28 protein-coding genes are annotated in these 26,332 nt (G+C 69.2%); 12 read left to right on the forward strand and 16 right to left on the reverse strand.

Features of this window, described 5'->3' with window-relative positions; all coding sequences use genetic code 11:
* Positions 1 to 7: 7 nt before the first annotated feature.
* The 4 genes from K0H49_RS31000 to K0H49_RS25775 all read right to left on the reverse strand — a co-directional run bounded on the left by K0H49_RS31000 (position 8) and on the right by K0H49_RS25775 (position 3,381).
* A complete protein-coding gene (locus K0H49_RS31000; RefSeq protein ID WP_374122431.1) occupies positions 8 to 994 on the reverse strand; it encodes an NAD(P)-dependent oxidoreductase in 987 nt (328 codons plus the stop codon).
* Between the two features lie 31 nt (positions 995 to 1,025).
* The gene (locus tag K0H49_RS25765; RefSeq protein WP_219218759.1) at positions 1,026 to 1,709 is read right to left on the reverse strand and encodes an RraA family protein; all 684 of its coding nucleotides are present in this window, start codon (positions 1,707 to 1,709) and stop codon (positions 1,026 to 1,028) included.
* Between the two features lie 149 nt (positions 1,710 to 1,858).
* A complete protein-coding gene (locus K0H49_RS25770) occupies positions 1,859 to 2,773 on the reverse strand; it encodes a LysR family transcriptional regulator (RefSeq protein ID WP_219218768.1) in 915 nt (304 codons plus the stop codon).
* Between the two features lie 104 nt (positions 2,774 to 2,877).
* Complete coding sequence (locus K0H49_RS25775; protein ID WP_219218770.1) at positions 2,878 to 3,381, reverse strand: MarR family winged helix-turn-helix transcriptional regulator; 504 nt, start codon at positions 3,379 to 3,381, stop codon at positions 2,878 to 2,880.
* A 151-nt stretch (positions 3,382 to 3,532) separates the two neighbouring features.
* Here K0H49_RS25775 and K0H49_RS25780 point away from each other — a divergent pair, with 151 nt between their 5' ends.
* From K0H49_RS25780 to K0H49_RS25790, 3 genes are read left to right on the forward strand one after another with little or no spacing between them, the layout of a single operon-like run.
* The gene (locus K0H49_RS25780) at positions 3,533 to 4,531 is read left to right on the forward strand and encodes a Bug family tripartite tricarboxylate transporter substrate binding protein (protein WP_374122419.1); all 999 of its coding nucleotides are present in this window, start codon (positions 3,533 to 3,535) and stop codon (positions 4,529 to 4,531) included.
* Positions 4,528 to 5,844, forward strand: coding sequence for a sulfatase family protein (locus K0H49_RS25785; protein ID WP_219218773.1), 1,317 nt, complete (start codon positions 4,528 to 4,530; stop codon positions 5,842 to 5,844). Before K0H49_RS25780 ends, K0H49_RS25785 begins: the two co-directional genes overlap by 4 nt.
* A gap of 24 nt (positions 5,845 to 5,868) precedes the next feature.
* Positions 5,869 to 6,537 (forward strand): GAF domain-containing protein, encoded by a 669-nt coding sequence (locus tag K0H49_RS25790; protein WP_219218775.1) that lies wholly within the window; start codon positions 5,869 to 5,871, stop codon positions 6,535 to 6,537.
* On the opposite strand, the gene K0H49_RS25795 is transcribed toward K0H49_RS25790, so the two are convergent.
* From K0H49_RS25795 to K0H49_RS25805, 3 genes are all read right to left on the reverse strand, one after another.
* On the reverse strand, positions 6,524 to 7,276 hold the full coding sequence (locus K0H49_RS25795) for an anti-sigma factor (RefSeq protein WP_219218777.1): 753 nt from the start codon (positions 7,274 to 7,276) through the stop codon (positions 6,524 to 6,526). The two genes, K0H49_RS25790 and K0H49_RS25795, sit on opposite strands and share 14 nt — an antisense overlap.
* Entirely contained in the window at positions 7,273 to 7,836 is a 564-nt protein-coding gene (locus tag K0H49_RS25800; protein ID WP_219218779.1) for a sigma-70 family RNA polymerase sigma factor, read from the reverse strand. The genes K0H49_RS25795 and K0H49_RS25800 overlap by 4 nt, the downstream gene beginning before the upstream one ends.
* Before the next feature lie 84 nt (positions 7,837 to 7,920).
* Positions 7,921 to 8,496: a DUF3455 domain-containing protein gene (locus K0H49_RS25805; protein WP_219218781.1), complete on the reverse strand. Its 576-nt coding sequence runs from the start codon at positions 8,494 to 8,496 to the stop codon at positions 7,921 to 7,923.
* A gap of 324 nt (positions 8,497 to 8,820) precedes the next feature.
* Between K0H49_RS25805 and K0H49_RS25810 the strand changes: the two genes are divergently transcribed.
* The 4 genes from K0H49_RS25810 (at position 8,821) to K0H49_RS25825 (ending at position 11,960) form a co-directional block, all read left to right on the forward strand.
* Positions 8,821 to 9,801, forward strand: coding sequence for a ferritin-like domain-containing protein (locus tag K0H49_RS25810; RefSeq protein WP_219218783.1), 981 nt, complete (start codon positions 8,821 to 8,823; stop codon positions 9,799 to 9,801).
* 39 nt (positions 9,802 to 9,840) lie between these two features.
* Positions 9,841 to 10,809 (forward strand): ZIP family metal transporter, encoded by a 969-nt coding sequence (locus tag K0H49_RS25815; protein ID WP_257625129.1) that lies wholly within the window; start codon positions 9,841 to 9,843, stop codon positions 10,807 to 10,809.
* Between the two features lie 109 nt (positions 10,810 to 10,918).
* Positions 10,919 to 11,470: a hypothetical protein gene (locus K0H49_RS25820; protein ID WP_219218785.1), complete on the forward strand. Its 552-nt coding sequence runs from the start codon at positions 10,919 to 10,921 to the stop codon at positions 11,468 to 11,470.
* 172 nt (positions 11,471 to 11,642) lie between these two features.
* Positions 11,643 to 11,960 carry a cell envelope biogenesis protein TolA gene (locus tag K0H49_RS25825; RefSeq protein WP_219218787.1) on the forward strand — a complete coding sequence of 106 codons (318 nt, stop codon included), beginning with the start codon at positions 11,643 to 11,645 and terminating at the stop codon, positions 11,958 to 11,960.
* Between the two features lie 41 nt (positions 11,961 to 12,001).
* Here K0H49_RS25825 and mmsB read toward each other — a convergent pair whose 3' ends face one another.
* The 5 genes from mmsB to K0H49_RS25850 all read right to left on the reverse strand — a co-directional run bounded on the left by mmsB (position 12,002) and on the right by K0H49_RS25850 (position 17,268).
* Positions 12,002 to 12,898 (reverse strand): 3-hydroxyisobutyrate dehydrogenase, encoded by an 897-nt coding sequence (mmsB, locus tag K0H49_RS25830; protein WP_219218788.1) that lies wholly within the window; start codon positions 12,896 to 12,898, stop codon positions 12,002 to 12,004.
* Positions 12,899 to 13,052: 154 nt separating this feature from the next.
* The gene (locus K0H49_RS25835; RefSeq protein ID WP_219218790.1) at positions 13,053 to 14,168 is read right to left on the reverse strand and encodes an enoyl-CoA hydratase/isomerase family protein; all 1,116 of its coding nucleotides are present in this window, start codon (positions 14,166 to 14,168) and stop codon (positions 13,053 to 13,055) included.
* Between the two features lie 36 nt (positions 14,169 to 14,204).
* Positions 14,205 to 15,359: an acyl-CoA dehydrogenase family protein gene (locus K0H49_RS25840; RefSeq protein WP_219218793.1), complete on the reverse strand. Its 1,155-nt coding sequence runs from the start codon at positions 15,357 to 15,359 to the stop codon at positions 14,205 to 14,207.
* Positions 15,356 to 15,748, reverse strand: coding sequence for a lysozyme inhibitor LprI family protein (locus K0H49_RS25845; RefSeq protein WP_219218794.1), 393 nt, complete (start codon positions 15,746 to 15,748; stop codon positions 15,356 to 15,358). The genes K0H49_RS25840 and K0H49_RS25845 overlap by 4 nt, the downstream gene beginning before the upstream one ends.
* Complete coding sequence (locus tag K0H49_RS25850) at positions 15,745 to 17,268, reverse strand: CoA-acylating methylmalonate-semialdehyde dehydrogenase (RefSeq protein ID WP_219218796.1); 1,524 nt, start codon at positions 17,266 to 17,268, stop codon at positions 15,745 to 15,747. The genes K0H49_RS25845 and K0H49_RS25850 overlap by 4 nt, the downstream gene beginning before the upstream one ends.
* Before the next feature lie 107 nt (positions 17,269 to 17,375).
* Between K0H49_RS25850 and K0H49_RS25855 the strand changes: the two genes are divergently transcribed.
* Positions 17,376 to 18,275, forward strand: a complete 900-nt coding sequence (locus K0H49_RS25855; RefSeq protein ID WP_219218798.1) for a LysR family transcriptional regulator — start codon at positions 17,376 to 17,378, stop codon at positions 18,273 to 18,275.
* On the opposite strand, the gene K0H49_RS25860 is transcribed toward K0H49_RS25855, so the two are convergent.
* Both K0H49_RS25860 and K0H49_RS25865 read right to left on the reverse strand, forming a co-directional pair.
* Positions 18,259 to 19,617, reverse strand: coding sequence for a sigma-54 dependent transcriptional regulator (locus tag K0H49_RS25860; RefSeq protein WP_219218800.1), 1,359 nt, complete (start codon positions 19,615 to 19,617; stop codon positions 18,259 to 18,261). The genes K0H49_RS25855 and K0H49_RS25860 overlap by 17 nt on opposite strands.
* Before the next feature lie 7 nt (positions 19,618 to 19,624).
* Entirely contained in the window at positions 19,625 to 20,899 is a 1,275-nt protein-coding gene (locus K0H49_RS25865; protein WP_219218801.1) for an acetate kinase, read from the reverse strand.
* A gap of 505 nt (positions 20,900 to 21,404) precedes the next feature.
* Here K0H49_RS25865 and K0H49_RS25870 point away from each other — a divergent pair.
* The 4 genes from K0H49_RS25870 to K0H49_RS25885 all read left to right on the forward strand — a co-directional run bounded on the left by K0H49_RS25870 (position 21,405) and on the right by K0H49_RS25885 (position 24,426).
* Positions 21,405 to 22,688, forward strand: a complete 1,284-nt coding sequence (locus tag K0H49_RS25870; protein ID WP_219218803.1) for a hypothetical protein — start codon at positions 21,405 to 21,407, stop codon at positions 22,686 to 22,688.
* Between the two features lie 74 nt (positions 22,689 to 22,762).
* Positions 22,763 to 23,134, forward strand: a complete 372-nt coding sequence (locus tag K0H49_RS25875; RefSeq protein WP_219218805.1) for a hypothetical protein — start codon at positions 22,763 to 22,765, stop codon at positions 23,132 to 23,134.
* Positions 23,135 to 23,161: 27 nt separating this feature from the next.
* Complete coding sequence (locus K0H49_RS25880; RefSeq protein ID WP_219218807.1) at positions 23,162 to 23,857, forward strand: C39 family peptidase; 696 nt, start codon at positions 23,162 to 23,164, stop codon at positions 23,855 to 23,857.
* Complete coding sequence (locus tag K0H49_RS25885) at positions 23,857 to 24,426, forward strand: hypothetical protein (RefSeq protein ID WP_219218809.1); 570 nt, start codon at positions 23,857 to 23,859, stop codon at positions 24,424 to 24,426. Before K0H49_RS25880 ends, K0H49_RS25885 begins: the two co-directional genes overlap by 1 nt.
* A gap of 18 nt (positions 24,427 to 24,444) precedes the next feature.
* Here the strand turns inward: K0H49_RS25885 and K0H49_RS25890 are convergent, their stop codons facing one another.
* Positions 24,445 to 24,867, reverse strand: a complete 423-nt coding sequence (locus K0H49_RS25890; protein ID WP_219218811.1) for a surface-adhesin E family protein — start codon at positions 24,865 to 24,867, stop codon at positions 24,445 to 24,447.
* 65 nt (positions 24,868 to 24,932) lie between these two features.
* Positions 24,933 to 26,312: a CoA transferase gene (locus K0H49_RS25895; RefSeq protein WP_219218813.1), complete on the reverse strand. Its 1,380-nt coding sequence runs from the start codon at positions 26,310 to 26,312 to the stop codon at positions 24,933 to 24,935.
* Positions 26,313 to 26,332 lie beyond the last annotated feature (20 nt).

A 26,332-nucleotide genomic window follows, 5' to 3' on the forward strand; every position in this document is an offset into this window, starting at 1 on the left:
GTCGCCGTCAATCCGCGGCCTGGCCGAACTGCACGCCGGCCCACTGCTCGAAATGGCGGATCGGGAACACGTTGTCCTGTTGGCCGTCGCCCTGCGTGATCGCGAAGGCCAGGAACTGACGGGCCGCGGGGCTGACCAGCATCGGGGCGCCGATCTTCTCGGCCTCGTCGATGCACATCTTGATGTCCTTGTGCAGCAGCTCGGTGGTGAAGCGGACCGGGAAGCTGCGGTCGAGCACGCACTGCGGAATGCGCTCGAGCGTGGCGAAGGAGCGGCCGCTCGACACGTTGAGCACGTCGAGCATGGTCTTGGCATCGAGCCCGGCCTTGACGCCGTAGACCAGCGCCTCGCAGCTTGCCACCATGCTGGTCGCGTAGAGCGTGTTGTTGATGATCTTCATGGTCTGGCCCAGGCTCGGGTCGGCGCCCAGGTAGAAGATGTTCTTGCCGATGGCGCGCAGCAGCGGCTCGATCTCCGCATAGGTGGCCTCCGGGCCGGCCGGCATCACGGCCAGCGTGCCCTTCTCGGCGGCCACGGTACCGCCGCTGACCGGTGCGCCGACCATCGCGATCCCGTGCGTCTTCAGCAGCGCCTCGATCTCCTTCGTGACCGAGGGGCCGGTGGTGGAGAGATCGACCACGATGCGCACCGCGCTGCCCTGCGCCACCTCGGCCGCCACGTCGGCGACGATGCGCGGCATCGGGAGACACAGCAGCACGATCTCGGTTTCCGAGGCCAGCGCCTTCGCGCTCGGCATGCCGGTGGCGCCCTTGGCCACCAGGCGCTGCTGCATGGCGTCGCTGCGGTCGTGCACCAGCAGTTCGTGGCCGGCCGCGAGCAGCCGCGTGCCGAAATGCACGCCGATGTTGCCCAATCCGATGAGTCCGATTTTCATGTTGTCTGTCCTGCGATGTCTGGAAGGTGGAGGGACGGGTGCGCGAGCGCGCGACTCGCCCCCGGCAGCGGCCGAAGTGGCCGCCGCGATGTGGGGGATTTCAAGGAGGGGCGGCTGTGCGCCCGCGAGCTCAGTATTCGGACGCGTAGCCCAGGCGCTGGAGCGCCCCGTCGACCCACGAGGTGTCGAGCGAGCCGGCCGCGATCTGGGCGATCGTGAGCTTCTCCTGCTCGTTCTTGTCGTGCGCCGCGGCATAGATGGCCTCGGCCTGGCCCTTCGGCACGCAGAGCACGCCGTCGGCATCGCCCACGATCAGGTCGCCGGGCTCTATGACCATGCCGTCGATGGCGATCGCCACGTTGATCTGGCCCGGGCCGTCCTTGTAGGGACCGCGGTGGGTCACGCCGGCGGCGTAGACCGGGAATCGTGAGGCGCGCAGCGTGTCGGCGTCGCGGATGGCGCCATTGATCACGATGCCCGCGATGCCGCGGCTCGCCGCGTAGCCGGTCATGAGCTCGCCCATGATGGCGTTGGTGAGGTCGCCGCCGGCATCGACCACGATCACGTCGCCCGGCTTCGCCAGGTCCAGTGCCTTGTGCGCCAGCAGGTTGTCGCCGGGTCGCGTCTTGACCGTGAAAGCCGGACCCGACAGGGCACCGCCCGCATGCATCGGCCGCAGCCGGGGACCGGCCGCGGTGATGCGCTGCATGCAGTCGCTGATGTTGGCCACGGGAATCGCGCGGAAGCGCTCGGCCAGCGCGGCCGGTACCTGGGCGCGTCGCTTGAAGATCTGGATCGGCGGGTTCTGGCTCATGGTCTGTGTCTCTTTGCGTTGTCTCGAATGGGTTCCGCCGTGTGCGGAACCGATGGACGCAAATCTAAGACGCAGGCCCCGGCGCGGCCAGTGCTGCATGTGCGGTGGGGTATAGCCTGAGGTTAAGCCCCGGGTTTACCAGCAGCCGCTCAGAAGTCCGGCGAGGCCGGGGCCGCGGTGTCGGTGGCGGGTTCCGTGAGCAGCTCCACGAACTTGTCCGCATGCGTCTTGCGCGTGTCGAACACCGAGCGCACCACGCTGGGTGTGAGCCGGATCTCGTCGACCAGCGGCAGCACCTGGAGGTCGATCCAGTCGACGCCGGCCACCGTGAACTCGTCGACCATCGCGATGCCCGCGCCGGAACGCACCAGCGAGCAGGCCACGTCGGTCTGATGGATATGGATGCGCGATTCGAGCGTGACCTCGGCCTTGCGGAAGGCGGCCGCGACCAGCTGGCCGAACGGGATGCTCGGGTGATGCGCGATCAGCGTGTAGCGCGCGAGGTCGGCGATCGACACCGCCGCCAGCTGCGCCAGCTCGTGGCCACGCGGCACCACGCAGACCATGCGGCCCTCGGTGAAGGGTTGGACCGTGAGGTTGGGATGCTCGAGCGGCAGCACCGACACCGCCAGGTCCACCTTGTTGCTCAGCACCTCCTGCGCCATGCTGTTGAGCAGGGTCGTGTGGTAGTTGACGCGGATGTTCGGGTAGCGCTGCACGAAGCGGGTGATGACTTGCGGCATCAGGCTGCGGCTCAGGCACGGGCTGGACGAGATGTTGAGCGTGCCCGAGGGTCCCTGCGCCAGGCCGCGCGCGAAGTCGTCGACCCGCAGCGCCTGCTGGTAGAACTCGTCGACCTCGCGGAACAGAGCCTCGCCTTCGGGCGTGGGCACCAGCTTGCCCTTGATGCGGTTGAACAGCGCGAGGCCCAGCGTCTGCTCCGTATGCGAAACGATCCGGCTGATGGCCGGCTGCGAGGTGAACAGCAGCTTGGCCGCGCCGTTGATGGACCCCGTGAGCATGACGGCCCGGAAGACCTCCATCTGCCGCAATCTGAACTTCATGTGTCTCTCCCCCTCCCTGGAGGTCGGCACCGGCCGGCCCTTCCGAAGGGCGGGAAAGATAGCACGTGCCTCGCGGGCGCCGTGCGCTTCAGCCCTGCGCGCGCTCAGTCTTTGGCTGTGCGACGTTCGCCGCGCCGACCCCGGTCCGCCTTCGGCAGCACCGCCGCTTCGGCCATGCGCTCGGCCCGCGCCTGCAGGCGCTGCAGTGCGGTATCGAAACGCTCGGCCTCGGCCGTCGCCAGCGCCGCCGCGAGTTCGGCGTTGATCGCGCTCACCAGCGGAAACAGTTCGTCGTAGAGCGCGCGGCCGCGCTCGGTCAGTCGCAGCGTGACCTGGCGGCGGTCGCTGGCCAGCGCCACGCGTGACACCAGGGCCTTGGCCACCAGCGAGCCGACCGCCTTCGAGGTGCGGGCGCGGTCGAGCTCGGCATGGGCGGCCAACTGCGACGAGCTCAATTCACCCAATCCCGCCAGCGTGACCAGCATGCGCCACTCGCGCCGCGTGATGCCGAAGCGGCCCTCGCACAGGCGCGTGACCATGCGGCCGGTCACGGCCATCAGGCGCGACAGGCGGTACAGGAGGAGCGCGTCCAGCGGTGGCGGGGTCATGGTCGGCAAGAAAAATGCGGCCGAAAGGCGGCCGTTAGGGGTTAGTCCCGACGATGGTTGATTTGATCCATCGACTGTAGCCTCGCCAGAATCGCCAGCGTCGGCCTTGCGTCCACGACGGCCTCGCCCCCACACCACGGAGATTTCCTTCATGACCACGCCCTTCTCTTCCACCCTGCGCCTCACGCGCCGCATGGCCGGCCTCGTGGCCGTTGCCGGCCTGTTCGCGGCCGGCATGACGGGCGCGCATGCCCAGGCCCAGCTCGACAGCCCGCTGCGCATCGTGGTCGGCTACGCCCCGGGCGGCGCCACCGATCGCGTGGCGCGGATCGTGGGCGACAAGCTGGCCGCGAAGCTGGGCGTGCCGGTCGTGGTCGACAACAAGCCCGGCGCGGGCGGCCGGCTGGCCGCGCAGCAGGTGAAGAACACACCGGCCAACCAGAACGTGCTGATGCTGGCCAACCCCGCGGTGATGGTGGTGGCGCCGCTGGTCTTCAAGGACAACGGCTACGACGCCGAGCGCGACTTCGTGCCGGTCTCGCATGTCAACGACTACGACTTCGCGCTGGCCGTGTCGCCCACGCTGCCGGTGCGCGAGCTGAGCCATCTGCTGGCCTGGATGCGCGCCAACCCCGGCCAGGCCAATGTCGGCGTGCCCGCGACCGGCAGCCTGCCGCACTTCTTCGCGCTGATGGTGGGCGAGAAGGCCAAGGTGCAGACACAGGTGATCGGCTACCGCGGCTCGGCGCCGCTGCTCAACGACCTGCTGGGCGGCCAGGTGCCGGTGGCGATCGACACCTCCGACGTGGTGCTGCCGCAGCACGAGGCCGGCAAGCTGCGCATCCTCGCGCTGTCGGGCGCGCAGCGTTCGCCCTTCGCGCCCAAGATCCCGACCTTCAAGGAAGCCGGCCTGGACCTGGCCGCCACCGGCTGGAACACCTTCTTCGCGCCCGCGACCATGCCGCGCGACAAGGTCGACAAGCTGTCGCGGCTGATCCATGAAGTGATGCAGGACCCGGACACCGCGCGCCGCTTCAAGGACGCGCTGATGACCCCGGTGGTCAGCACGCAGGCGCAGACCGCGGCCATGCTCAAGGCCTACCGCGCGCAATGGGCGCCGGTGGTGCAGAAGTCCGGCTACCAGCCATGACGCGGCCCAACATCGTCTTCATCGTCGCCGACGACCTGGGCTACGCCGACCTCGGCTGCTACGGCGGGCGCGACGCGGCGTTCGGCCCGGTGTCGCCGGTGCTCGACGGCCTGGCGGCGAAGGGCCTGAAGCTCACGCAGGGCTACGCCAACTCGCCCGTGTGCTCGCCCACGCGCTTCGCGATGATCACCGCGCGCTACCAGTACCGGTTGCGCGGCGCGGCCGAAGAGCCGATCCGCAGCGACAGCCGCGGCAGCACCGCGCTGGGGCTGCCGCCCGAGCACCCGACGCTGCCCTCGCTGCTGCGCGCCGGCGGCTACCGCACCGCGCTGATCGGCAAGTGGCACCTGGGCTATCCGCCGCACTTCGGACCGCTGCGCTCGGGCTATGAAGAGTTCTTCGGGCCGTTGTCGGGCGGGGTCGACTACTTCACGCACTGCGATTCCTCGGGCCGCCACGACCTCTGGGACGGCGAAGAGGATGCGCAGCACGAGGCCTACCTCACCGACCTGCTGTCGCGGCGCGCGGTCGACTACGTCGAGCGCATGGCGCAACAGGACGCCCCCTTCTTCCTGAGCCTGCACTACACCGCGCCGCACTGGCCCTGGGAGACACGCGACGATGCCGACAAGGCGCCGGCGGTCAAGGACAACCTGTTCGACCTCGCGGGCGGCAACATCCACGTCTACCGCCGCATGGTCCATCACATGGACGAGGGCATCGGCCAGCTGATGGCTGCGCTCGAGAAGCACGGCCTGGCCGAGAACACGCTGGTGGTCTTCACCAGCGACAACGGCGGCGAACGCTTCTCCGACAGCTGGCCGCTGGTGGGCGGCAAGATGGACCTGACCGAGGGCGGCATCCGCGTGCCCTGGATCGCGCACTGGCCCGCGGTGATCGCACCCGGCGGCGAGAGCCGGCAGCTGTGCATGACCATGGACTGGTCGGCCACCATGCTCGATGCCGCGGGCGTGTCGGCCGCGCCCGGCTACGCGCTCGACGGCGTGTCGCTGATGCCGGTGCTGCGCGACGCGGCCCACCGCTTCGACCGCCCGCTGCACTGGCGCATGAACCACCGCGGCCAGCAGGCGCTGCGCCATGGCGACTGGAAGTACCTGCGCGTGGACGGCAACGAGTACCTGTTCAACATCCCGGCCGACGAACGCGAGCGCGCCAACCAGGCGCGGCGCGAACCCGGGCGGCTCGCGCAGATGCGCGCCGACTGGGAGGCCTGGAACGCCAGCATGCCGGCGATTCCGGCGGATGCGACGGTGAGCCTGGGGTATTCGGTGAAGGACATGCCGCAGCGCTGAGCCCCATGGCCCTAGACTCGCCGCATGCCGATGCCCACCCGTTTCCACAAAGAGCGCGCTCTGCGCGCCGCCGGGGTGCCGGTGCAGCCCTACCCCTTGCCGACGCGTGCCGACGACGAGCCGCAGGCCGTGGCCGACCGGCGCTTCCTCGATGCCTGCGCGGCCTGGGACGCCGAGATCGACCGGCATTACCTGCAGCTGACGCAGCAGTTGCCGGCCACCCTCCCGAGCCCCGACGTCCAGGCCTTCCTCGACCGTTGCGCCGGCCAGGGCCTCAAGGCCGCACTGGCCGATCTCAACGGCCGCGTGCCGCACCGCTACACCGCGCTGTACCGGCTCGAAGACGCGCAGCTGAAGAACGTCGAGCTCATCGACAAGGCGGGCGAGTTGCGCCCCGAGTTCCTGGCCTCGGTGCCGCTGACCGACAGCTTCTGCCAGTTCGTGCTGCGCGACGGTGCCTTCCTGACCGAGGATTCGGCACGGGACGAACGGCTCGACGGCCATCCCTACAAGGGCGTGATGGTGGCCTACCACGGCGTGCCGGTGATCGACGGCGCGGGCGAGCTCTTCGGCTCGCTGTGCCATTTCGATGTGCAGGTGCAGCCGCTGAGCGATGCCGAGTTCGCGCACCTGCAGGGCGTGGCCCAGGCACTGGCCCGGGTGATGCCGGGAAAGGCCCCTACAACACCTTGACCGCGCGCCCGATGAACTGGATCGGCCCGGTCGGCCGGTCCAGCGGCGAGCCGTTGGCCGGCTCCAGCGTGAGCTCGAACAGCTGGTTGGCCTCCAGCGGCGGCAGCTTGTCGAGCGCCACGCGCAGCGGCTGGCCCGGCGTGACCAGGCCCAGCGACACCGGGCCGCGCCAGGCGTCGGCCTTGGTCCAGAACTGCAGCGACTTGTCGCTCGGCACCGCGACCGTGCCCAGCGGGATCAGGCTCAGCTGCTCCTGCTGACGGCCGCCGGTCTGCACCACCCAGCCGGGCGCCTTGTCCTGCGGCGCGACCAGCACCACCATGTACTGCGGCACCGCGGGCGCCTGCACGCGCAGCACCAGCACGGCGGCCATCACGGCCGCGGCCGCGAAGCCGGAGCCCGCCAGGCCGCGCCAGAGGTTCAGATTGTTCCACCAGCCCTGCACGCCCGACACCGCGCGGCGCGTGTTCGCCGATACGGAGGCCGCCGAGGGCCGCACGCTGGCCTCGATGCGCTGCCACAGCGAAGGCGAAGGCTCCACGGGTTCGGCCAGCGCGGTCAGCGGATGCAGGCGCTGCGCCCAGGCATCGACGGCATCGCGCAGCGCGGGCTCGCCCGCCATGCGCGACTCGACCTCGCGGCGGCGGGCCGCAGAAAGCGTGCCCAGCACGTACTCGCCCGCAAGTGCCTGCAGGGCATCGTCGTCGTTGGCGGCATCGAAGGGATGGTTCGGGTTCATGTCATGCACTCGCGCAGCGCGCGCATGCCGCGCTGGATCCAGGCCTTGACGGTGCCCAGCGGGGTCTTCGTGCGCTCGGCGATCTCGCCGTGCGAGCAGCCGTCGACATAGGCCAGCACGATGCATTCGCGCCGCCCGGGCTCCAGCTGGTCGAGGCAACCGTCGAGACGGCCGAGCTCGACGCGGGTCTCGGCCGCATCGCGTGTCGTCGCATGGTGGTCCACCGCCATTCCGTCCTCGAGCGCCGTCGCGGTCTCTTCGTCGACCGGCACGTCGCGCGCGTTGTTGCGAACCCAACTCAGCGCGGCATTGCGCACCACGCTGTAGATCCAGCCGCGGCCCGCGCCGCGTGCCGCATCGAAGGTGCCGGCGCGCTGCCAGATCGCGACGAAGGCGTCGTGCAGCACGTCTTCGGCGTACTGCCGCTGCCGCACGATGCGCAGCGCCACGCCCAGCAGGTAGCGGCTCTCGCGCGCGTAGATCCGTGCGAGCGCGGCCTGGTCGCCCCCGGCGCAGGCGACGAGCGCGGCTTCGTAGTCGAAATCGTCGGGAGCGGGCAAGGCGTGGAGGTGAAGGTCGAAGGAGCCCGGATATTAGTCGAGCCCGTCGCCCTCAGACCCGAATGCCCTTGCCGCACCGGCCGGTCAGGCGGCCTTCCAGAAGATGTAGTCGGCCTGGTACTTGACGGTCGTCTTCTGGCCCTTGTTCATCGGCGTGCAGGGCGTCGCAGCTGGTGCCACGCCGCCGGTCAGCGCGACGCGCTGGATGTAGGTCACGCCGGTCATCGCGCCCGAGCCCATCGCGGGATTGGCCTTGACCAGTTGGAACGGCAGGCTGGTCGGGCCCGAGGGCGCGACCGCGAGCTGCGTGGCCGTGAGCTTGGAACCGTCGTTCGCTTCCCAGGTGGCCGGCGGGCCGTAGTACTTGCCCACCTGCTTGCCCGCGCGATCGTTGAGCACCGCGTTGGGGCCGACGAAGACCCATTCGGTCTGGCCGGGCATGTTGGCCTTGTCGCGGCATTCGTAGGTGATGTCGCCCACGCCCACGGTTTCCCACGCCACCTTGTTGCCGGCCGGCACCTGGATGCTCGGCGGCAGGCTCGTCTGCGAGAACGTGGACATGGTGCCCATGTTGTTCATCGAGCCGCAGGCGGCGAGGACGGCGGCGGAAGCCACGAGCGCGGTCACGGCGACGGGACGGAAGGAAGTCAGTTGACGCATGGGAAGCTCCTTGGAAGTTTCGGGTGGGCAGCCGTTTTCTGTGCTGCTGCAGGTACTACCCACCAGACACCGCTTTGGATGCAGCAGCTCGCAAATATTTTTTCGCGTCGCTTCTCATTGGGGATTCGCGCGTAAACCCTGGGTGCGCGGCAACGCCTGCTTACCAGTGGCTGCATCCGTTGCCGCATCGCCAGCCGTACCCCCTGCAGGGCGAGCGGCTGCTTGTCGGTCGCCCCATCCGTTCCGCGGTGCATGTCGCACCGCGGTGGTCAACGTTGTTGCGGTGACTGCATCGGAAACGAAGCGCGCCGCTCAGGAGATGTGATGCTTGGAATTCCTGTGACTCTGGACCTCTTGCAAAAACGCACCGAGAAGCTCGCCGACCGGCGCCGCTTCTTCCGCAAGGGCGGCGGCTTCGCGGTGGGCATGGCGGGCGGCGCGATCCTCGCGGCCTGCGGTGGCGGTGGCGGCAACGCGATCGGCCAGGCCACGCCGAATGGCGGCGGCCCCAGCGATATCGACATCCTCAACTTCGCGTTGAACCTCGAATACCTCGAGGCGCAGTTCTACCAGTACGCGGTGTTCGGCACCGGCCTGCCCGAGAGCCAGCTGGGCGGCAGCGGTAAGCGCGGCGCGGTGCGGGGCGGCCATGCGGTGCCCTTCAAGGACCCGGTGGTGGCGCAGTACGCCCGCGAGATCGCCAAGGACGAGGCCGACCACGTGCGCTTCCTGCGCAGCGTGCTGGGCAGCGCCGCGGTGGCGCAGCCCGACATCGACGTGAGCGCCGACATGAACGGCGCCTTCTCGTCGGCGGCGCGCGCGGCCGGGTTGATCAAGGCGGGCGAGGCCTTCGACCCCTATGCCAGCGACGAGGCCTTCCTGTTCGGTGCCTTCATCTTCGAGGACGTGGGCGTGACCGCGTACAAGGGCGCGGCCCCGCTGATCGCCAACAAGACCTACCTCGAGGCCGCCGCCGGCATCCTCGCGGCAGAGGCCTACCACGCGGGGCTGGTGCGCACGGTGCTGTACGCGAAGGGCATCGAGACGCCTTCGCTGCGCACCGGTGCCGATGCGATCTCGAACGCGCGCGATTCGCTGGACAACTCGATCGACGACGACCAGGGCATCACCGGCACGGCCGACATGTCGAACATCGTGCCGCTCGACGACAACGGCATCGCCTACAGCCGCAGTCCGGGCGACGTGCTCAACATCGTCTACCTGACGCCCACCGCGGCCGACAAGGGCGGCTTCTTCCCGAGCGGCGTCAACGGCACGCTGAACCTGAGCTCGGCCTTCGCTTGAGCCATGGGCGGCGGACGCGCAGCTTGCGCGTCCGCCGCCATGACCTTCCGCACCCTGCCCCAGGAGTCGACCATGGACCTGCCTTCGCTGCCCGTTGCCCCTTCTGCCGCCACCGTCGATGCGGGCCGGCCTGCACCGCCGCACCACCCGTGGCGACGCAGGATCGGCTTCGCCATCGTGCTGGCCGGCGCCGCGGCACTCGCCTGGCAGGCCGCGCAGGCCATCGACGGCAGCGACCCGCGCATGCGCGGCGCGATCCTCGGCGGGCTGTTCGCCGCCTTCGCGACCGCGCTGGGCACCGTGCCCGTGCTGCTGTCGCAACAATTCTCCCAACGCACCTACGACAGCATGCTGGGCTTCGGCGCCGGCGTGATGCTGGCCGCCAGTTCGTTCTCCCTGGTGATCCCCGCGCTGTCCGCCGCCAAGGCCCAGGGCGCGGGCGGCTGGGGCGCGGGCGGCATCGTGGGCATGGGCATCCTGCTCGGTGCCGCGGCGCTGCTGGCCATCGACCGGCTCGTGCCGCACGAGCACTTCGTCAAGGGCCTCGAGGGCCCGCAGGCGCGTGCGCTCAAGCGCGTGTGGCTGTTCGTGCTCGCGATCTCGCTGCACAACCTGCCCGAAGGCCTGGCCATCGGCGTGGCCTTCGCGGGCTCCGACCCGGTGGGCGCGACCGCGCTCGCGACCGGCATCTCGATCCAGGACGTGCCCGAAGGCATGGTGGTGGCGCTCGCCTTGCGCAGCGTGGGCTACGGCCGCTGGATGTCGGCCGGGCTGGGCGTGTTGTCCGGCCTGGTCGAGCCGATCGCGGCCGTGTTCGGCGCGGCCGTCATCGGCATCTCGGCGAGCCTGCTGCCCTGGGGCCTGGCGCTGGCCGCGGGCGCGATGCTGTTCGTGATCAGCCACGAGATCATTCCCGAATCGCACCGCAAGGGGCACGAGGCCTATGCGACCGGCGGGTTGATGCTGGGCTTCGTGGTGATGATGCTGCTGGACACGGCGCTGGCCTGAGGGCCGCTTGCGAACGCCGGCCCGACGACGGTGCTTCAGGCGCTTTTCCTGCATGGGGCGCGCCATGCGCCGCTTAGGGTCTGGGCTTCCTCCTCACCGACATCGCACCATGCCCGCTCGCCATCCCACACACGAGATCGACGTCTGGTCGGTCAAAGGCCGCTTCCAGCACCTGATCTTCAGTCCCAAGGGCGCGATCGAGGGCCTGATGATCGACACCCAGGGCGTGCCCACGCAGTTCGTCACCGATGCGCAGGACCCCGGCACCGTGGCCTTGTTCGGCGCGTTGCAGGTGGGCCAGAAGCTGGTCGTCGAAGGCACCCAGGCGCCGCCTTCGCCCAAGGGAGAGGCCTCGCACACCGTGTACCGCTTCGAGCGCCTGGCCAGCGTCGACGACCAGCCGCCGCAGCCCGCGCCTTCGCACGAGGGCACCAAGGGCACGGTCGTCCGCTTCAACCATGCCAGGCATGGCGAGGCCAACGGCGTGGTACTGGACAACGGCGACTTCGTGCACACGCGCCCGGATGGCCTGGCGGCGCTGGGCCTGCAGGTCGGCGACTGGGTCGCGGCCGAAGGCTCGGCACGCGCACTGGTCACCGGCAGCGGGCGCGTGATCGAGGCGGTGCGTGTCAACGACCAGCCGGTGGCGCGGGACCATTGAGCCGCACCCATGACCGTCGGCGCGGGTGCTGTGGGCCGCGTCCCACGTCGCGATGCGACTTCGACCGAGCATCCATTCACGGCCTCACTGCGTATTCAGGCTACGCGCGCATCGCGATGTCGCGCGGGGCCTCTTCTTTCCCTTTTTCTTCACTCGTCCTTCAGGAGCTCTCATGAACAAGTTCATCACCGCCACGGCCATCGGCCTGTTCGCCTTCGCCGCCCACGCCCAATCCAACCCGCCGGGCGCACCGGTGCCGCCGAACACCCCGGGCTATGCCACCGGCAAGTCCGAGATGGCGGGCGAAGCGCGCAAGAACAACCGTCCGCAGGGCCAGGTGAAAGGTCCGGCCGGCGACGCACCGCGCACGCCCGAAGGCGGCGCGATCGGCACCGACCGCGCGGCCGTGGCCGGCGAGAAGCGCGCCGAAACGCGCGACCAGCGCCGTCCGGGCAAGCGCCAGTCGATGCAGGGCGGTACGCCCAAGTAAGCAGACAGGTCCGAACCCGCCGCCGCGGCAGCGGGTCAGGGTCAGGGCCGGGTCTGGACCAGCTTGATCACGCTCGAGAAATCAAGCGCGCCGTGGCCGGCCAGGCTGTGTGCCGCATACAGGTTGCGCGCCAGGCCGCCCAGCGGCGTGGCGGCGCGCACCGCGGCAGCGTTCTCCTGCGCCAAGCCCAGGTCCTTGAGCATCAGGTCGGTGCCGAAGCCCCCCGCGTAGTTCTTCGACGCGGGCGCGGTTTCCATCACGCCCGGCAGCGGGTTGTACTTCTCGAGCGCCCAGTTGCCGCCCGAGCTGCGCCGCATGATCTCCGACAGCACCTTGGGGTCGAGTCCGTTCGCCACGCCGAGCGCGATGGCTTCGGAGGTGCCGATCATCAGGATGCCCAGCAGCATGTTGTTGCAGATTTTCGCGGTCTGGCCCGCACCGGCCGCGCCTGCGTGGAAGATGTTCGCGCCCATCTTCTCCAGCACCGGACGCGCGCGTTCGAGGTCGGCCTCGCTGCCGCCCACCATGAAGGTCAGCGTGCCGGCGATGGCACCGCCCGTGCCGCCCGAGACCGGCGCATCGATCACGGCCACGCCTCGCTTCGCGGCAGCCTCGGCCACCTTGCGCGAGGTCGCGGCGGCGATGGTGCTGCTGTCGATCACCAGCGTGCCGGGCGCAATCTTCTCGAGGATGCCGGGCTGGCCATTGCCACCCAGGTAGAGCCCTTCGACGTGCGCGCTGGCCGGCAGCATGCTGACCACGATCTCCACGCCCTCGAGCGTGGCCGCGGCGGACGCGGCGATCGGCAGGCCCTCGGCCGCGAACTTCGCGCAGGCGTCCTTCGACAGGTCGAAGGCGCTGAGCGCGTGGCCAGCCTTGTGCAGGTTCAGGGCCATCGGGCCGCCCATGTTGCCGAGTCCGATGAATGCGATCTTCATTGCTTGTCTCCAGGTTGTTTGAATGCGGGGACGGGGACAGGACGCAGAGGACGCGAAGGTTGCGCAGAGGACGCAAAAGAATCCTTCAGAATTTTTTACCCTTCTGCGTCCTCTGCGAAAGCTCTGCGCCTTCTGCGTCCGACTGCCCGATGTCTCAGGTCAGCCCGACCAGCTCCGGTGCCATCTCGCCGCGCACGCGCAGGTGGTCCTCGACGAAGGCCGGCGTGACCTCGGCCAGCGTGGCGGGATTCCACTTCGGGTTGCGGTCCTTGTCGACCAGCACCGCGCGGATGCCTTCGGCGAAGTCGGCATGGGCACAGAAGCCCAGCGAGGCCCAGTACTCGAGGCGGAACACTTCCGCCAGCGACATGCGCGGCACGCGCTGCCACAGCGCCCACGACAGCGCGACCGAGCTCGGCGCGCCCTTGGCATAGGTCTTCACAGCGGTCTGCAGCCACGGGTCGTCGCTCTGCAGCGCGCGCAGGCGCTGGTCGATGTCAAGCAGGTCCTCACCGGCCAGCGTGGCGTTGATCAGGTCATAGTGCTCGCGCAGCTTCGAGGCGGGCACCGCGGCGCCCTCGCCTGCCTGCGCCAGCAGCTTCGACATCAACGCACGGTCGGCCTCTGGCGTGCCCTTCCAGGCCGCGGTGGTGATGGCTTCGAGCACCTGCGCCTTGGCCGCGTGCGGCACCAGCACGTCGGCCAGGCCCGCGAAGATCGCGTCGGCGCCATTGACCTGCGCGGCCGTGAACGCGAGGAACAGGCCGGTGCGGCCCGGCGCGCGGCGCAGGAACCAGCTGCCGCCCACGTCGGGGTACAGGCCGATGTTGACCTCGGGCATCGCGACGCGGCTGCCGTCGGTCACCACGCGGTGCGTGCAGCCTGCCATCAGGCCCACGCCGCCGCCCATCACGATGCCGTGGCCCCAGCAGACCAGCGGCTTGGGGAAGGTGTGGATCAGGTGGTCGAGCTCGTATTCCTCGCCGAAGAAGCGCTCGGCGTATTCGTTGCGCCCGGCCTTGCAGTCCAGCAGCGTCTGGTAGAGCTGGCGCAGGTCGCCGCCGGCGCAGAAGGCCTTCTCGCCGGCCGCGTCCATCAGCACGCCGACGATGCCCGCATCGGCCGCCCATCTGCGCAGCTGCGGCGTGAGCAGGCGCACCATGTCGACCGACAGCGCATTCAGCGAGGCGGGTGCGTTGAGCGTGGCGATGCCGAAGCGCTGGCCGTTGGCGGTCGGGATTTCCTTGAAGAGAACAACTGGTTCGGTCATTGGGATTTCTTTGAGAGGGAAGACAAACGGTGATTCTTACCGGATGTCGGCATCGCCTTCGAGCAGCTTGCGCGCCACGATGACCCGCATGATCTCGTTGGTGCCTTCGAGGATCTGGTGCACGCGCGTGTCGCGCACCAGGCGCTCCAGCGGGAATTCGGCCAGGTAGCCGTAGCCGCCATGCAGCTGCAGCGCGTCGTTGCAGACGTTGAAGCCCGCATCGGTCGCGAAGCGCTTGGCCATCGCGCAGTAGGTGCTGGCGTCGGGGTGCGCGGCATCGAGCTTGCTCGCGGCCATGCGCACCATCTGGCGCGCCGCGACAAGTTCGGTCGCCATGTCGGCCAGCTTGAACTGCAGCGCCTGGAAGCTCGCGAGCGGCTTGCCGAACTGCTGGCGGTCGTGCAGGTAGCCGCGCGCCGCGTTCAGCGCGCCCTGGGCCGCGCCCACCGAGCAGGTCGCGATGTTGATGCGCCCGCCGTCGAGCCCCTTCATCGCGATGCGGAAGCCCTCGCCCTCGGCGCCCAGCAGGTGGTCGGCCGGCACGCGCACGTTGTCGAAGCTGATGGTGCGCGTGGGCTGGCTGTTCCAGCCCATCTTGTGCTCCTTCTTGCCGTAGCTCACGCCCGGTGCGTCGGCCGGCACCGCGAAGGCCGAGATGCCGCCCGCGCCGCCACCGCCGGTGCGCGCCATCAGCACCAGCACGTCGGTTGCGCCCGCGCCCGAGATGAAGGCCTTGCCGCCGTTGATCACGTACGCGCCGCCCTGCAGTTCGGCGCGCGTCTTGAGCGAGCCCGCATCCGAGCCCGCGCCGGGTTCGGTCAGGCAGTACGAGGCCAGCTTGCGGCCGCTGGTCAGGTCCTCGCCCCAGGTCTTGCACACCGCCTCGGTGCCCCAGGTGCCGAGCATCCAGGTCGCCATGTTGTGGATGGTGATGAAGGCCGTGGTCGAAGGGTCGACCGCGGCCATCTCCTCGAACACCAGCGTGGCGTCGAGCCGCGGCAGCGCGAGCCCGCCCACGCGCTCGGGCGCGTAGAGGCCGCAGAAGCCCAGCTCGCCGGCCTTGGCGATGGCGTCCTTGGGGAAGAAGGACTCGGCATCCCAGCGCGCGGCGTGGGGTGCGAATTCGGCCGCGGCGAAGGCGCGCGCGGTCTGGGCAAAGGCGTTCTGTTCTTCGGACAGTTCGAAATTCATTGTTGACGACCCTTCCAGAGATCGAGTGCGGCGGTGCGTTCGCGGGTCGACTGTTCAAGGCAGGTGTAGAACTCCAGCGGCCAGATCGAGCCGCCTTCGCTGCCCTTCGAGGCCGTCTTGCAACCGGGATCGCGGCCCTTGAGCCAGGCGCGCTGCTCGTTGCGCAAGGCCGTGCGCACCTGCGGCGACAGCGACTTCATGACCTCGCCGTAACGGATGTTGAGCGCCACGTCGGCGGCGCGGTAGTCGCGCACCGCGCAGGCGTTCATCTGCATCTGGTTGCCGTCGGGCCGGCAGTCCTGCGGGTTCGCGTCGTCGGCCGCCTGCGCGCCCGCGGCGCACAGCAGCATGGCCGACGCCGCCACCGCAGCGCGGAGCGCGCCCCTCACTTGAGGCTGATCGTCGTGTTGACGCCCTGGCTCACGGTGCTGTCGTCGAACCATCGCGCCGTGACCGTCTTGGTCTGCGTGTAGAACATGATGACCTGCTTGCCGTACGGGCCCAGGTCGCCGAGCTTGGAGGCACGCGAACCGGTGAAGGAGAACATCGGGACCGGCACCGGGATCGGCACGTTGATGCCGACCTGGCCGACGTCGATGTCTTCCTGGAACTTGCGTGCCGCGGCGCCCGACTGGGTGAAGATCGCGGTGCCGTTGCCGTTGGGGTTGCTGTTGATCAGTTCGATGGCTTCGTCGATGGTCTCGGCATCGGCGATGCACAGCACCGGGCCGAAGACTTCCTGGTCATAGATGGTCATGCCGGGCTTCACGCCGGTGAAGATCGTCGGGCCGACGAAGTTGCCCTTCTCGTAGCCGGGCACGGTCGGCTTGCGGCCGTCGAGCACCAGCTTCGCACCGTCGGCTTCGCCGCGTTCGATCAGGCTGTTCACGCGGTCGAAGGCGGCGCAGGACACCAGCGGGCCCACGTCCACGCCCTTGTCGGTGCCGGCGCCGATCTTCAGCGTCTTGGCCTTGGCGATCAGTTCGGGCACCCAGTTGCGCGCCTCGCCCACCAGCACCGCGACCGACACCGCCATGCAGCGTTGGCCCGCGGCGCCGAAGCTCGCGCCGGCCAGGGCATTGAGCGTCTGCTCCTTGTTGGCGTCGGGCATCACGATGGCGTGGTTCTTCGCGCCCATCATGCATTGGGCGCGCTTGCCGGCCAGCGTGGCGCGGTTGTAGACGTGCGTTCCGACCTTGGTCGAGCCGACGAAGCTGATCGCCTTGATGTCCTTGTGGTCGCAGATGCCGTTGACGATCGCTTCGCCGCCATGGACCACGTTGAGCACGCCGGGCGGCACGCCGGCTTCGAGCGCCAGTTCGCACAGGCGCATCGTGACCATCGGGTCCTGCTCGGACGGCTTGAGCACGAAGGTATTGCCGGTGACGATGGCCATCGGGAACATCCACAGCGGGATCATCGCGGGGAAGTTGAACGGCGTGATGCCCGCGCACACGCCCAGCGGCTGCAGCAGCGTGTACGTGTCGACGCCGTTGGCCACGTTGTTGGCCAGCTCGCCGAGCTGCAGGTTGCCGATGTTCGAGGCGTGCTCGACCACTTCGAGGCCGCGGAACACGTCGCCTTCTGCATCGGGCAGGGTCTTGCCCTGTTCGGCCGTGAGGATCGCGGCCAGTTCGCCCATGTTCTCGCGGATGAGCTGCTGCAGCTTGAGGAAGATGCGCGCGCGTGCGCCCAGGGGCGTCTTGCGCCAGGTCTTGAAGGCTTCCTTGGCCGAGGCCACGGCGGCGTCGAGCTCGGCCGGCGTGGCGAAGGGCACGCGGGCCAGCACCTGTTGCGTGGCCGGGTTGACGACGTCGCGCCACTCGGTGGTCTTCGACTCGACGAACTTGCCGCCGATGAGCAGCTTGACGGTGGTGACCTGGGTGGTCGGCGTGGTGGTGGCGTCCATGGTGTTGTCTCCGGGTGAATGCGTACGTTGCAGCCGGCCATCCTAGCTTTGCACTTTTGCGATGGCAATAGACAAATATGCACCCACGATCTGCATAATCGCAACGCATGGACTGGGACAACCTGCGCTTCTTCCTCGAACTCGCACGCTCGGGCACGCTGCAGAGCGCGGCCCGCCGGCTGGCGGTCGATCACACCACCGTGGCGCGGCGCATCCAGGCGCTCGAGAAGCAGGTCGGCTCGCCGCTGTTCGCGCGCGAGGCCGGCGGCCACCGGCTCACCGAGGCCGGCCGGCGCCTGCAACCGCAGGTCGAGGCGATGGAGGGCGCGTTCCGCACCGTCGAGCGCGCGGCGCCGGCCTCGCACGAGGGGCTGTCGGGCGTGGTGCGGGTCGGGGTCACCGAGGGCTTCGGCACCGTGGTGCTGGCGCCGCAGCTGGCGGGCTTCGCGCGCCAGCATCCGCGGCTGGTGATCGACCTGCTGGCCATGCCGCGGGTGGTGCACCTGTCGCGGCGCGAGGCCGACATCGTGATTTCGCTCGAGCGCCCGGCGCGTGGCCCGGTCGTGGTGAGCAGGCTCACCGACTACACGCTGCGGCTCTATGCCTCGAGGACCTATCTCGCCCAGCACGGCCCGATCCGGGCGCGCGAGGACCTGCAGGGCCACAGCTTCATCGGCTATGTCGACGACCTGCTGTTCAGCAAGGAGCTGCAGTACCTCGACGAACTGCACAAGCCCGACATGTTCGCGCTGCGCAGCACCAGCATCCTGGCGCAGCATGCGGCCACCGCGGCGGGGCACGGCATCGCGGTGCTGCCGGCCTTCGTCGCCGAGCGCGACACTTCGCTCAGGCCGGTGCTGCCAGCGCTGGCGCACTTCACGCGCACCTTCTGGATGTCGATGCCGGCCGAGACCAAGCACCTGGCGCGCATGCAGGCGGTGTGGAACTTCCTGCGCGAGACGGTCGAGAGTCAGCGCGGCGTGTTGCAGCTCAAAGCGCCCGGCTGAGACCGATGTGGTGCTTCTCCATCAGGCGGTAGAGCGTCATCCGTGAGACACCCAGTTCGCGCGCCGCATGGGTCACGTTGCGGCCGACGCGGTCGAGCGTGAGACGGATGGCATCTCTTTCGGCCAGGGTGCGGGCGGCATCGAGACCGACGCCGGCCGCCTCGCGCTCCTCGCCGGCGAGTTCCAGGTCGGCTGGAGAGACCAGCCGGCTGTCGGTCATCACCAGCGCGCGCTGCACGCGGTTGAACAGTTCGCGCACGTTGCCCGGCCAGTCGTGCGTGAGCATGGCGCCAATCGCCTGGCGGCTGAAACCGTCGACACGCGTGCGGCTCAGCTCCGCCATGCAGCGCCGGTAGAAATGCTGGGCCAGGATCGGCACGTCTTCCTTGCGTTCGCGCAGGGGCGGCACGGTGATCGACAACACGTGCAGCCGGTAATAGAGGTCCTCGCGGAACTTGCCGCTGGCCACGGCTTCGGCCAGGTCGACGTGCGACGCAGCGACCACGCGCACGTCGACCGCCAGGCTGCGCGTGGCCCCGACCCGCTGGATGGTCTTCTCCTGCAGGAAGCGCAGCAGATTGGTCTGCAACTCGATCGGCAGGTCGCCGATCTCGTCGAGGAACAGCGTGCCGCCCTGCGCCGATGCGATCAGGCCACGCCGGTCGGCCATGGCGCCGGTGAAGGATCCGCGCTCGTGCCCGAACAGTTCGGACTGGGCCAGCGCCGGCACGATGGCGCCGCAGTTCACCGCCACGAAGGGGCCGCCGAAGCGCGCCGAACCGCGGTGGATGGCCTGCGCGGCCAGTTCCTTGCCGCTGCCGCTCTCGCCGCCGATGAGCACCGGCGCCTCGGTCGCGGCCACCTTCTGGATCTGCCGGCGCAGCTGCGCCATGGTGTCGCTCTTGCCCACCATGCCGAGGCCGTCGGGCGCGCCCGCGGACACCGGGCTCCGGCAAGCCGCGCGCAGGCACGCATGGCGGTGGGCCCGGGCCATGATCTGCAGCAGGCAGCTCGGGTCGAGCGGCTCGGTGTGGTAATCGAAGAAGGCCTCGAGCACCAGTTGCTGGAAGGACGGTAGTTCGAGCGCACGCGAGGGAAAGACCGCGATCCATTGAACCTCGCTGCCGGGCGCGACGAGCGCCGCGATCTCGTCGGTCAGCGCGGCGTCGACCCGGTCGAGCAGCAGCAGGCAGAAGCCGATGTCCAGCCGTTGCTGCAGGCGCCGCGCCGTGGCCAGATCGACGGCCCAGCTCACCTCCCAGGCCTCGGCCCGCAGATGCGTCTCGAGCAGGGACTGCTGCCGACCACCCGGCGCCACGCAGAGGAGTCGTCGCGCGACCATGGCCGAACTAGAAGGAGAAGGGAATGCGCGCAGTGAGCGTGAGATCGGGCGTATCCCGTGTCAGGCCGGCCCCGACCGAGATGTTCACCGTCCGCTTCGCGTCGTAGCGGTAGGAGTAGCCCAGCATCAGCGTGGCGAGCTGCGTGCGCACCGAGCCCGGCACCGGCAGGCCGTTCTGCTTGACGCGGCCGACCGAGTTCAGGTCGACGCCGATGCTGAACGAGGACTTGTCGTTGAGCGCCAGGCCCATGCCGAAGTTCATGCCGAGGATGTCGCCGGCCTTGAAGTCGCCGAGAAACTCGCGCGCGCCGTCGCGCACTTCGCGGCTCACGTTGCTGCGCTTGAAGTTGTGCGCATAGCTGAAGCTGCCGAAGAACACCACCGGGTCCGAGGGGAACAGCCAGGTAAGGCCGGGCTGCAGCGTGTAGAAGCCCGAGCCCGTGGGCAGGTCCAGCGGCAGGCCGGTGCCGGTGGTGTTGCCGACGCAGCGCGTGACGCAGTCGGTGACCACCTCGAACGGGTCCTTGCCGGTACGCGACTTGAAGCGCAACGTGCCGATCATGTAGGGCGTCGATGCGTCGCCCTCGTTGAGCTGGTAGCGCGCCGTGACCTCGGCATCGCCAAGGCTGCGGCCGCTGGTCTCGAACACGTTGTCGATGGCCGAGCCGGTGAAGATCTCCCGGCTGACGGTCGAGTTCGACCGGTAGACATAGGGCACCCGCGCCTCGATCTCGAAGCGGTTGGTGATGCCGAAGCGTCCGGTGAGCGCACTGGTGAGCGTGTTCTGCTTGACCTGCCGGACGTCGACCAGGCCGATCAGCAGCGACGGGATGATGGTGTAGCCGACCAGCGCCACCTGGTTGCTCGACGAGTAGGCGTACTGGAGCGAAGGCTCGAGCACCATCGAGCCCTTGGGCGTGAGGATGCCTGGCTGCTCGAACAGCGGCGCCACATTGAGCCGCGCATCCTGGCTCGGCGCCTGGCCGACCTGGATCGCACGGGGCGGCGCGCTCACGACCGGCCGGCTATCGACCGCCACCGTGGCCGCGGTCGCCGCCGCGGTGGCACGGTCGGAGGCGTTCCTGTTTTCCGCCAGCGAGCGCTCGAGTTCCCCGTAGCGCGATTCCTGCTGGGCCATGGACTGCTTCAGCGCCTCGATCTCGCGAGCCTGCTCGGCGACCTGGCGCTGCAGTTCCGTCAGCGCGGATGACGACGGCGCTCGGCGCGGCGTTGGCGGGGCCTGCTGCGCCTCGACGACCCCCCAGGCGGTCGCGGCGCTCATGCAGAGGACCCAGTTTCTCAAGGCTCTTGGTTGTTGCATGCCAGCCCTCACACTTCTTTTTGGAACTTTCGTTGCAACGGATGCTATCGAGCCAAGTTCCCGCATATTTACTTCTGCTAGAAATAATTGTTAACTTTTGTTCCTTACTACTTTGACACCTTGTTTCCGGTTTGAAAGGATCAATTAATCATGTTTACTCAAGCAACGGTTTGATCTGCAATTCGGCCTATTCCGAACGCGATAGTCCCGGCGACGCGACAAAATTTTTAACACGCCCAAACAACCAAGCCATTGATTCAAAAGGATTTCAGTCCGAGTCCTTCCGATTTTCATGTCACATCAATGTGACAAGATCCGCCGAATTCAGGATGTTGGAAGCTGTAAAACAACCCAATTTTCGTCGTCACCTGCAGCCAAAAGTATTGGCATTGAATTTGCATTGAGCAAACCGTTGCGCATCTGCACAACTCTTGGCTCGAAATTCAACCAACCTTTTGGAGACTTCATGAACAAGACACTTCTGGCTTCGGCCATCGCGCTCGGCCTCGGATTCGCCTCCACGGCCGTGCTGGCTGACATCACGCAGTCGGGAACCGGTGCCAACGCGGCCGACGACGCACGCGCCTGGCAGGACAACAGTTCGGACTCCAGCACCAGTACCAAGACCGACACCAAGACGAACACCAACACCAAGACCACCACCACCACCAAGACCGACTCCAGCACGAACCTGCGCACCAGCGACAGCCGCGACCAGAGCACCAACCGCAACTCCGGCGCTGCCCGCGCGGCTGCCGATCGCTCGGTGGCGCTCAACAATGGCTCGACCGGCACCTTCTCGAATGCCTTCAACGTCACTACGGCCACGGCCAGCAGCACACTCAGTGGCGTGGTCACCGGCAACACGGTGCACGGCATCGGCAACTACGCCTACAACACCGGCTCGGCGGCAGGCGCCACCGGCCAGGGTGGTTATGGCGGCACGGGACGGGGCGGCACGGCCGAAGGTGCGGGTGTCGGCGGCAACGGTGCCGTGGGCACCGGCGCCGTGGGCGCGACCGGCGGCAGTTCTTCCAACGGTGCCATCAGCCACGGCAGTGCCACCAACGGCAGCGCCTCGGCCGGCGACGGCGGCAGGGGCTCGGGCGGCAGCGCCTCGGGCAGCAACTCCAGCGGCTCGGCCACGGCCAACGGCGCCGGCGGCGGCGGCGGTGGTGGCGGCAGCGGCAGCGGCGGCAACGGGGGCATGACCGGCAGCAGCGGCAACGCCAACGGTGGCGGCCTGATCGCCAGCGGCGACGGCGGCACCAGCGGCAACACCGGCACGGGCGGCGCAGGCGGCACGGGCACCGGCACGGGCGCAGCGGGTGGTGCGGGTGGGACCGGCGGCTCGCCGATGACCGCCAACACCGGGCCGCGCACGGCCGGCAACGGCACCGGCGGCGCCGGCGGCGCGGCCACCAACGGCAGTGCCACCAACGGGAACGCCAGCAACGGCAACAACACGGCCGGCAACGGCGGTGCGGGCGGCAGCGGCACGGGCGGCGCCGGCGGCGCGGGCAGCGGCGGCACCAACACCGCGATGGGCGGCACCGGTGGCGTCGGCCAGGGCGGCACTGGTGGCGCCGGCGGCACCAACACCGTGAGCGCGGGGACCTTCAACATGTCCAACACGATGACTTCGGTCGGGCAATCGGCCGCCGGCATCATGATCGCCAACCAGCAGAGCGGGATCAGCAGCCTGGTGCAGCAGAGCGTCAACGTCCAGGCCAACCTGAGCGTGCGCTGAGTCGCTGCCGGGTCCTTGGCGGCGCGCCCACCGCGCGCCGCCAAGGACCGTGTCTTTCCTCTCGAGGAGCCATCATGCGTACCACGTCCCTGCGGCGCGGCCTGGCAACGGCGGCGATCGCGCTGCTGCCGGCTCTGCTGCCCTTCCCGCTCGCGGCCCAGACCGGCCATCGAGCGCCCGATCCCGCAGCCGCGCGCCCGGCCTTCGCCGCACCCGTGGATGCCTCGGCACTGGCCACCATACGGGGCGGTCACGAACTCACGCAGAACGACATGCGGCTCGACGGCGTGACCGCCGGCAACACCGCGAGCCAGGTCACGACCGGCGCCAACACGATCTCCACGGGCGCGTTCTCGGGCATGGCCGGCTTGCCGCTGGTGGTGCAGAACTCGGGGGCGAACGTGCTGATCCAGAACGCCGTGATCGTCAACGTGAAGATGCAATAGCGGCTTTCAAGCCGCCTGGAGTGCCCCATGTCGCCTCTGCGCCTTCTGTGCCCCGCCGCCCTGCTCTGCCTGGCGGCCTCGGGCACCGGCCTGGCCCAGGACCGCGCGGTCCGGCTGACCGAGATGGGGGGCGCGAGCTATGCGGTCCCGGTGCGCAGCATGCAGCAGATCAAGCAGGCCGGCACGCTGCTGCAGCAGTACGACTTCAGCTGCGGCTCGGCCGCCGTCGCGACGCTGCTGACACACCACTACGGCCGCACGACCTCCGAACAGGAAGTGTTCGAGCAGATGTTCGCGGCCGGCGACCAGGACAAGATCCGGCGCGAGGGCTTCTCGCTGCTCGACATGAAGCGCTTCCTGCACACGAGGGGCTTTGAAGCCGACGGTTTCCAGCAGCCGCTCGACAAGCTGCGCGAGTCCGGCGTGCCGGCGATCGCCCTGATCACGGAGAACGGTTACCACCACTTCGTGGTCGTGAAGGGGCTGGACAACGAGCGCGTGCTGATCGGTGACCCGGCCAACGGCACGCGCGCGATGGCGCGCGCCGCCTTCGAGGCGCAGTGGAAGCAGAAGCTGCTCTTCGTGGTCCACAACCGGATGGAGATCGCACGCTTCAACCTCGCGTCCGACTGGCGCGCCGCGCCCGCGGCGCCGCTGGCCTCGGGCCTGCTGCGCGATGCACTGCTCAATTCGATGCCCAGAAACGGGCCGGGACAGTTCTGATGAACACCGCACACACCCCCGCCCGCCTGGCCCTGACCCTGCTGCTGGCCATGGGCGCCGCAGCCGCGGCGAACGCACAGCCCGGCAAGGCGCCCGCCGCGGACCGGACGACCTGGATGACCGTCGGCGACGCCACGCTGGAGCGGATGCGCGGCGGCTTCGACCTGGGCGGCGGGCTGATGGTGTCTTTCGGCATCAGCCGCTCGATCACGGTCAACGGCGTGCTGCTGGCCGCGATCACCTTCAACGTGCCGGACGTGGCGCGCATCACGCCGGTCCAGGCCGCGGCCCTCGAGCGGCAGATGAACAGCGCCAACCTGGTCCAGGTCGGCCCGAACAACAGCGTGGTGGCGACAACCGGCGTGGCGGGGGCAGCTGGCGTGGCAGGGGCAGCCGGTGTGGCGGCGCCGACCAGCCTGCCGGCGGCTGCGACCGTGGTCCAGAACACCCTGGACAACCAGAGCATCCAGACCCGCACGCTGATCGACACCACGACCAACGCCATGAGCCTGGCCAAGAGCATCAATGCGGCGGGCGCCCTGCGCGATGCGCTGCTGCGCGGGCGCTGAGGGTGGGCAAGGCCGCGTTCAATCGACGCCGCGGCAGGCCGCGCGCACGATGCGCGCGGTCGGATTGGGCGACATCCCGAGGAAGTTCATGGGCTTGGGCGCCTTCTGGTAGTCGACTTCCTTGAGCACCGGCCCCTGCCACAGGGGCTGGGCATGGAAGCTCACACGCCGGTACTCGGCGCGGCCGGCGCGGCAATCGAAGGCCACCTCGGACACATAGGAACGATAGGGCAAGCCCTCCCAGTTCTTGCGCGGGCCCGCGCGGCTCACGCGCACGCTCATCACCCGTACATCGCCGTCGCTGCGGGCCGCCAGGGGATCGACCTCGACCGTCTCGGCGCCAGGGTCCGACCGATTGCCGACCACGGTGAACCAGGTGGCCTGCGCCTGCACAAAGGTCGACACGACCCACACGAGAGTTCCGACCCACCACAGCTTCACGCTGATTCCTTGTTGCTGAACGATGCGGTGCCGATTCTAGTCAGCGCGCGCGCTTCGACTGGCGCTCAGGGCCACGCGGCGGCGTGGCTGCCGGGCGGCATCGACGGCCGCGGCCAGCCCGCCGGCGTGCGCGCCAACAAGGCGCTGTGGCGCACCGAGCGCAAGGCGCCGAAGCCCGAGGCCGAGGTCTCGAGCAGGGGCGCGATGTCGGGCTTGGCCGCAGCGAGCCCACCCTCGATTCGGCCCAGCCCGCGCAGCCATTGCCCGGTCTGCGCCAGCGACACCTGCACGTGCCAGCTGCCGCCTTCGCGCTGCTGCCGGCGCAGGGCCGTCGCGGCACCGAAGGCCATGAGGTAGCCCGTGGCCTCGTCGAGGATCTGCATGGGCATGGGGCGGGGCTTGCCATCGCCCGCGGCCTCGCCCTCGGCATGGTTGAAACCCATCGCGGTCTGCACCAGCGAATCGAAGCCGCGCCGGCCGGCCCAGGGGCCCTGCGTGCCGTAAGCGGTGAGCGAGACATAGACGATGCCGGGCCGCAGCACGGCCAGTTCGGCCGGGCCGAAGCCCAGCGTGGCCAGGCCACCGGGCCGGTAGCCCTGCGAGAACACATGGGCCTCGGCCACGAGCCCGCGCAAGGTGGTGCGGCCCGCGTCGCCTTGCAGATCGACATGGGCCGACAGCTTGCCGCGGCTGGTCTCGGCGATGGCCTCGATGTTGGGCAGGTTCGGCGAGTTGGTCAGCAGCACGTCCGCGCCATGGGCCGCCAGCGCGCGCCCGCCGACCGGGCCGGCCAGGATGCGCGTGAGGTCGAGCACGCGCAAGCCGCTCAACGGGCGCTGGTCCTCGCGCAGCGGCGGTAGGGTGCGTGGCGCCGCCTCGCCGATGCGCTCGATGGTGAACAACGGCTGCGATGCGATCGCCTGCCCCTGGGGCGTGGCGTCCCAGTCGGCGAAACGGCGCAGCGCGGTCGCGACCAGGCCGCGTTCGGCCGCGGCGGTCTCGAAATCGATGGCGCGCCAGTTCAGGAGCGCCTGCTCGGCATCGGCGCGCGTGGCGGTCGCTGCATCGAGCCCCAGCAGCTGGAGCGCACCCTCTCGATGGTGTTTGAAATTGGCATGGATGCGCACATGGCCGTCGGCGCAGCGGTAGAGGCCGGAGAAGGCATCCCACAGATCGGGCACGCGACCGTCGAGGCTGAACCAGCCGGTGCACTCGAGGGCCGCATGGGCCATGTCGACCGCCACCTGCTGGCGCGGCACGCCGCGCTGGTGGCCCAGTTCGCAAGCCGCGAGCGCGGCCGCGGCGATGGTGCTCTGCGCCGCGGCACCCACGGCGAAGGACGAGGGCAGCACCGGGTCGGCGCCCGCCAACTGCGCGAAAGCCAGCGCCTCCTCGGGCAGCGCCGCCTGCCGCCAGAGGCTCTCCAGTGTGTGCCTTGCATTCATCGTTCGCCCCTGCTCGCCAA

This window comes from Variovorax boronicumulans (genome assembly GCF_019352895.1).
GTDB classification, from domain to species: domain Bacteria; phylum Pseudomonadota; class Gammaproteobacteria; order Burkholderiales; family Burkholderiaceae_C; genus Variovorax; species Variovorax boronicumulans_A.

Bases quoted from the DNA above. Each gene is read 5' to 3' on its own strand.
- K0H49_RS25765 (WP_219218759.1), bottom strand. From the start codon at position 1,709: ATGAGCCAGAACCCGCCGATCCAGATCTTCAAGCGACGCGCCCAGGTA.
- K0H49_RS25885 (WP_219218809.1), top strand. From the start codon at position 23,857: ATGAACACCGCACACACCCCCGCCCGCCTGGCCCTGACCCTGCTGCTG.
- K0H49_RS25855 (WP_219218798.1), top strand. From the start codon at position 17,376: ATGGACTGGGACAACCTGCGCTTCTTCCTCGAACTCGCACGCTCGGGC.
- K0H49_RS25880 (WP_219218807.1), top strand. From the start codon at position 23,162: ATGTCGCCTCTGCGCCTTCTGTGCCCCGCCGCCCTGCTCTGCCTGGCG.
- K0H49_RS25840 (WP_219218793.1), bottom strand. From the start codon at position 15,359: ATGAATTTCGAACTGTCCGAAGAACAGAACGCCTTTGCCCAGACCGCG.
- mmsB (WP_219218788.1), bottom strand. From the start codon at position 12,898: ATGAAGATCGCATTCATCGGACTCGGCAACATGGGCGGCCCGATGGCC.
- K0H49_RS25835 (WP_219218790.1), bottom strand. From the start codon at position 14,168: ATGACCGAACCAGTTGTTCTCTTCAAGGAAATCCCGACCGCCAACGGC.
- K0H49_RS25770 (WP_219218768.1), bottom strand. From the start codon at position 2,773: ATGAAGTTCAGATTGCGGCAGATGGAGGTCTTCCGGGCCGTCATGCTC.
- K0H49_RS25815 (WP_257625129.1), top strand. From the start codon at position 9,841: ATGACCTTCCGCACCCTGCCCCAGGAGTCGACCATGGACCTGCCTTCG.
- K0H49_RS25865 (WP_219218801.1), bottom strand. From the start codon at position 20,899: ATGAGCGCCGCGACCGCCTGGGGGGTCGTCGAGGCGCAGCAGGCCCCG.
- K0H49_RS25870 (WP_219218803.1), top strand. From the start codon at position 21,405: ATGAACAAGACACTTCTGGCTTCGGCCATCGCGCTCGGCCTCGGATTC.
- K0H49_RS25795 (WP_219218777.1), bottom strand. From the start codon at position 7,276: ATGAACCCGAACCATCCCTTCGATGCCGCCAACGACGACGATGCCCTG.
- K0H49_RS25820 (WP_219218785.1), top strand. From the start codon at position 10,919: ATGCCCGCTCGCCATCCCACACACGAGATCGACGTCTGGTCGGTCAAA.
- K0H49_RS25895 (WP_219218813.1), bottom strand. From the start codon at position 26,312: ATGAATGCAAGGCACACACTGGAGAGCCTCTGGCGGCAGGCGGCGCTG.
- K0H49_RS25810 (WP_219218783.1), top strand. From the start codon at position 8,821: ATGCTTGGAATTCCTGTGACTCTGGACCTCTTGCAAAAACGCACCGAG.
- K0H49_RS25850 (WP_219218796.1), bottom strand. From the start codon at position 17,268: ATGGACGCCACCACCACGCCGACCACCCAGGTCACCACCGTCAAGCTG.
- K0H49_RS25805 (WP_219218781.1), bottom strand. From the start codon at position 8,496: ATGCGTCAACTGACTTCCTTCCGTCCCGTCGCCGTGACCGCGCTCGTG.
- K0H49_RS25775 (WP_219218770.1), bottom strand. From the start codon at position 3,381: ATGACCCCGCCACCGCTGGACGCGCTCCTCCTGTACCGCCTGTCGCGC.
- K0H49_RS25825 (WP_219218787.1), top strand. From the start codon at position 11,643: ATGAACAAGTTCATCACCGCCACGGCCATCGGCCTGTTCGCCTTCGCC.
- K0H49_RS25875 (WP_219218805.1), top strand. From the start codon at position 22,763: ATGCGTACCACGTCCCTGCGGCGCGGCCTGGCAACGGCGGCGATCGCG.
- K0H49_RS25860 (WP_219218800.1), bottom strand. From the start codon at position 19,617: ATGGTCGCGCGACGACTCCTCTGCGTGGCGCCGGGTGGTCGGCAGCAG.
- K0H49_RS25790 (WP_219218775.1), top strand. From the start codon at position 5,869: ATGCCGATGCCCACCCGTTTCCACAAAGAGCGCGCTCTGCGCGCCGCC.
- K0H49_RS25780 (WP_374122419.1), top strand. From the start codon at position 3,533: ATGACCACGCCCTTCTCTTCCACCCTGCGCCTCACGCGCCGCATGGCC.
- K0H49_RS25785 (WP_219218773.1), top strand. From the start codon at position 4,528: ATGACGCGGCCCAACATCGTCTTCATCGTCGCCGACGACCTGGGCTAC.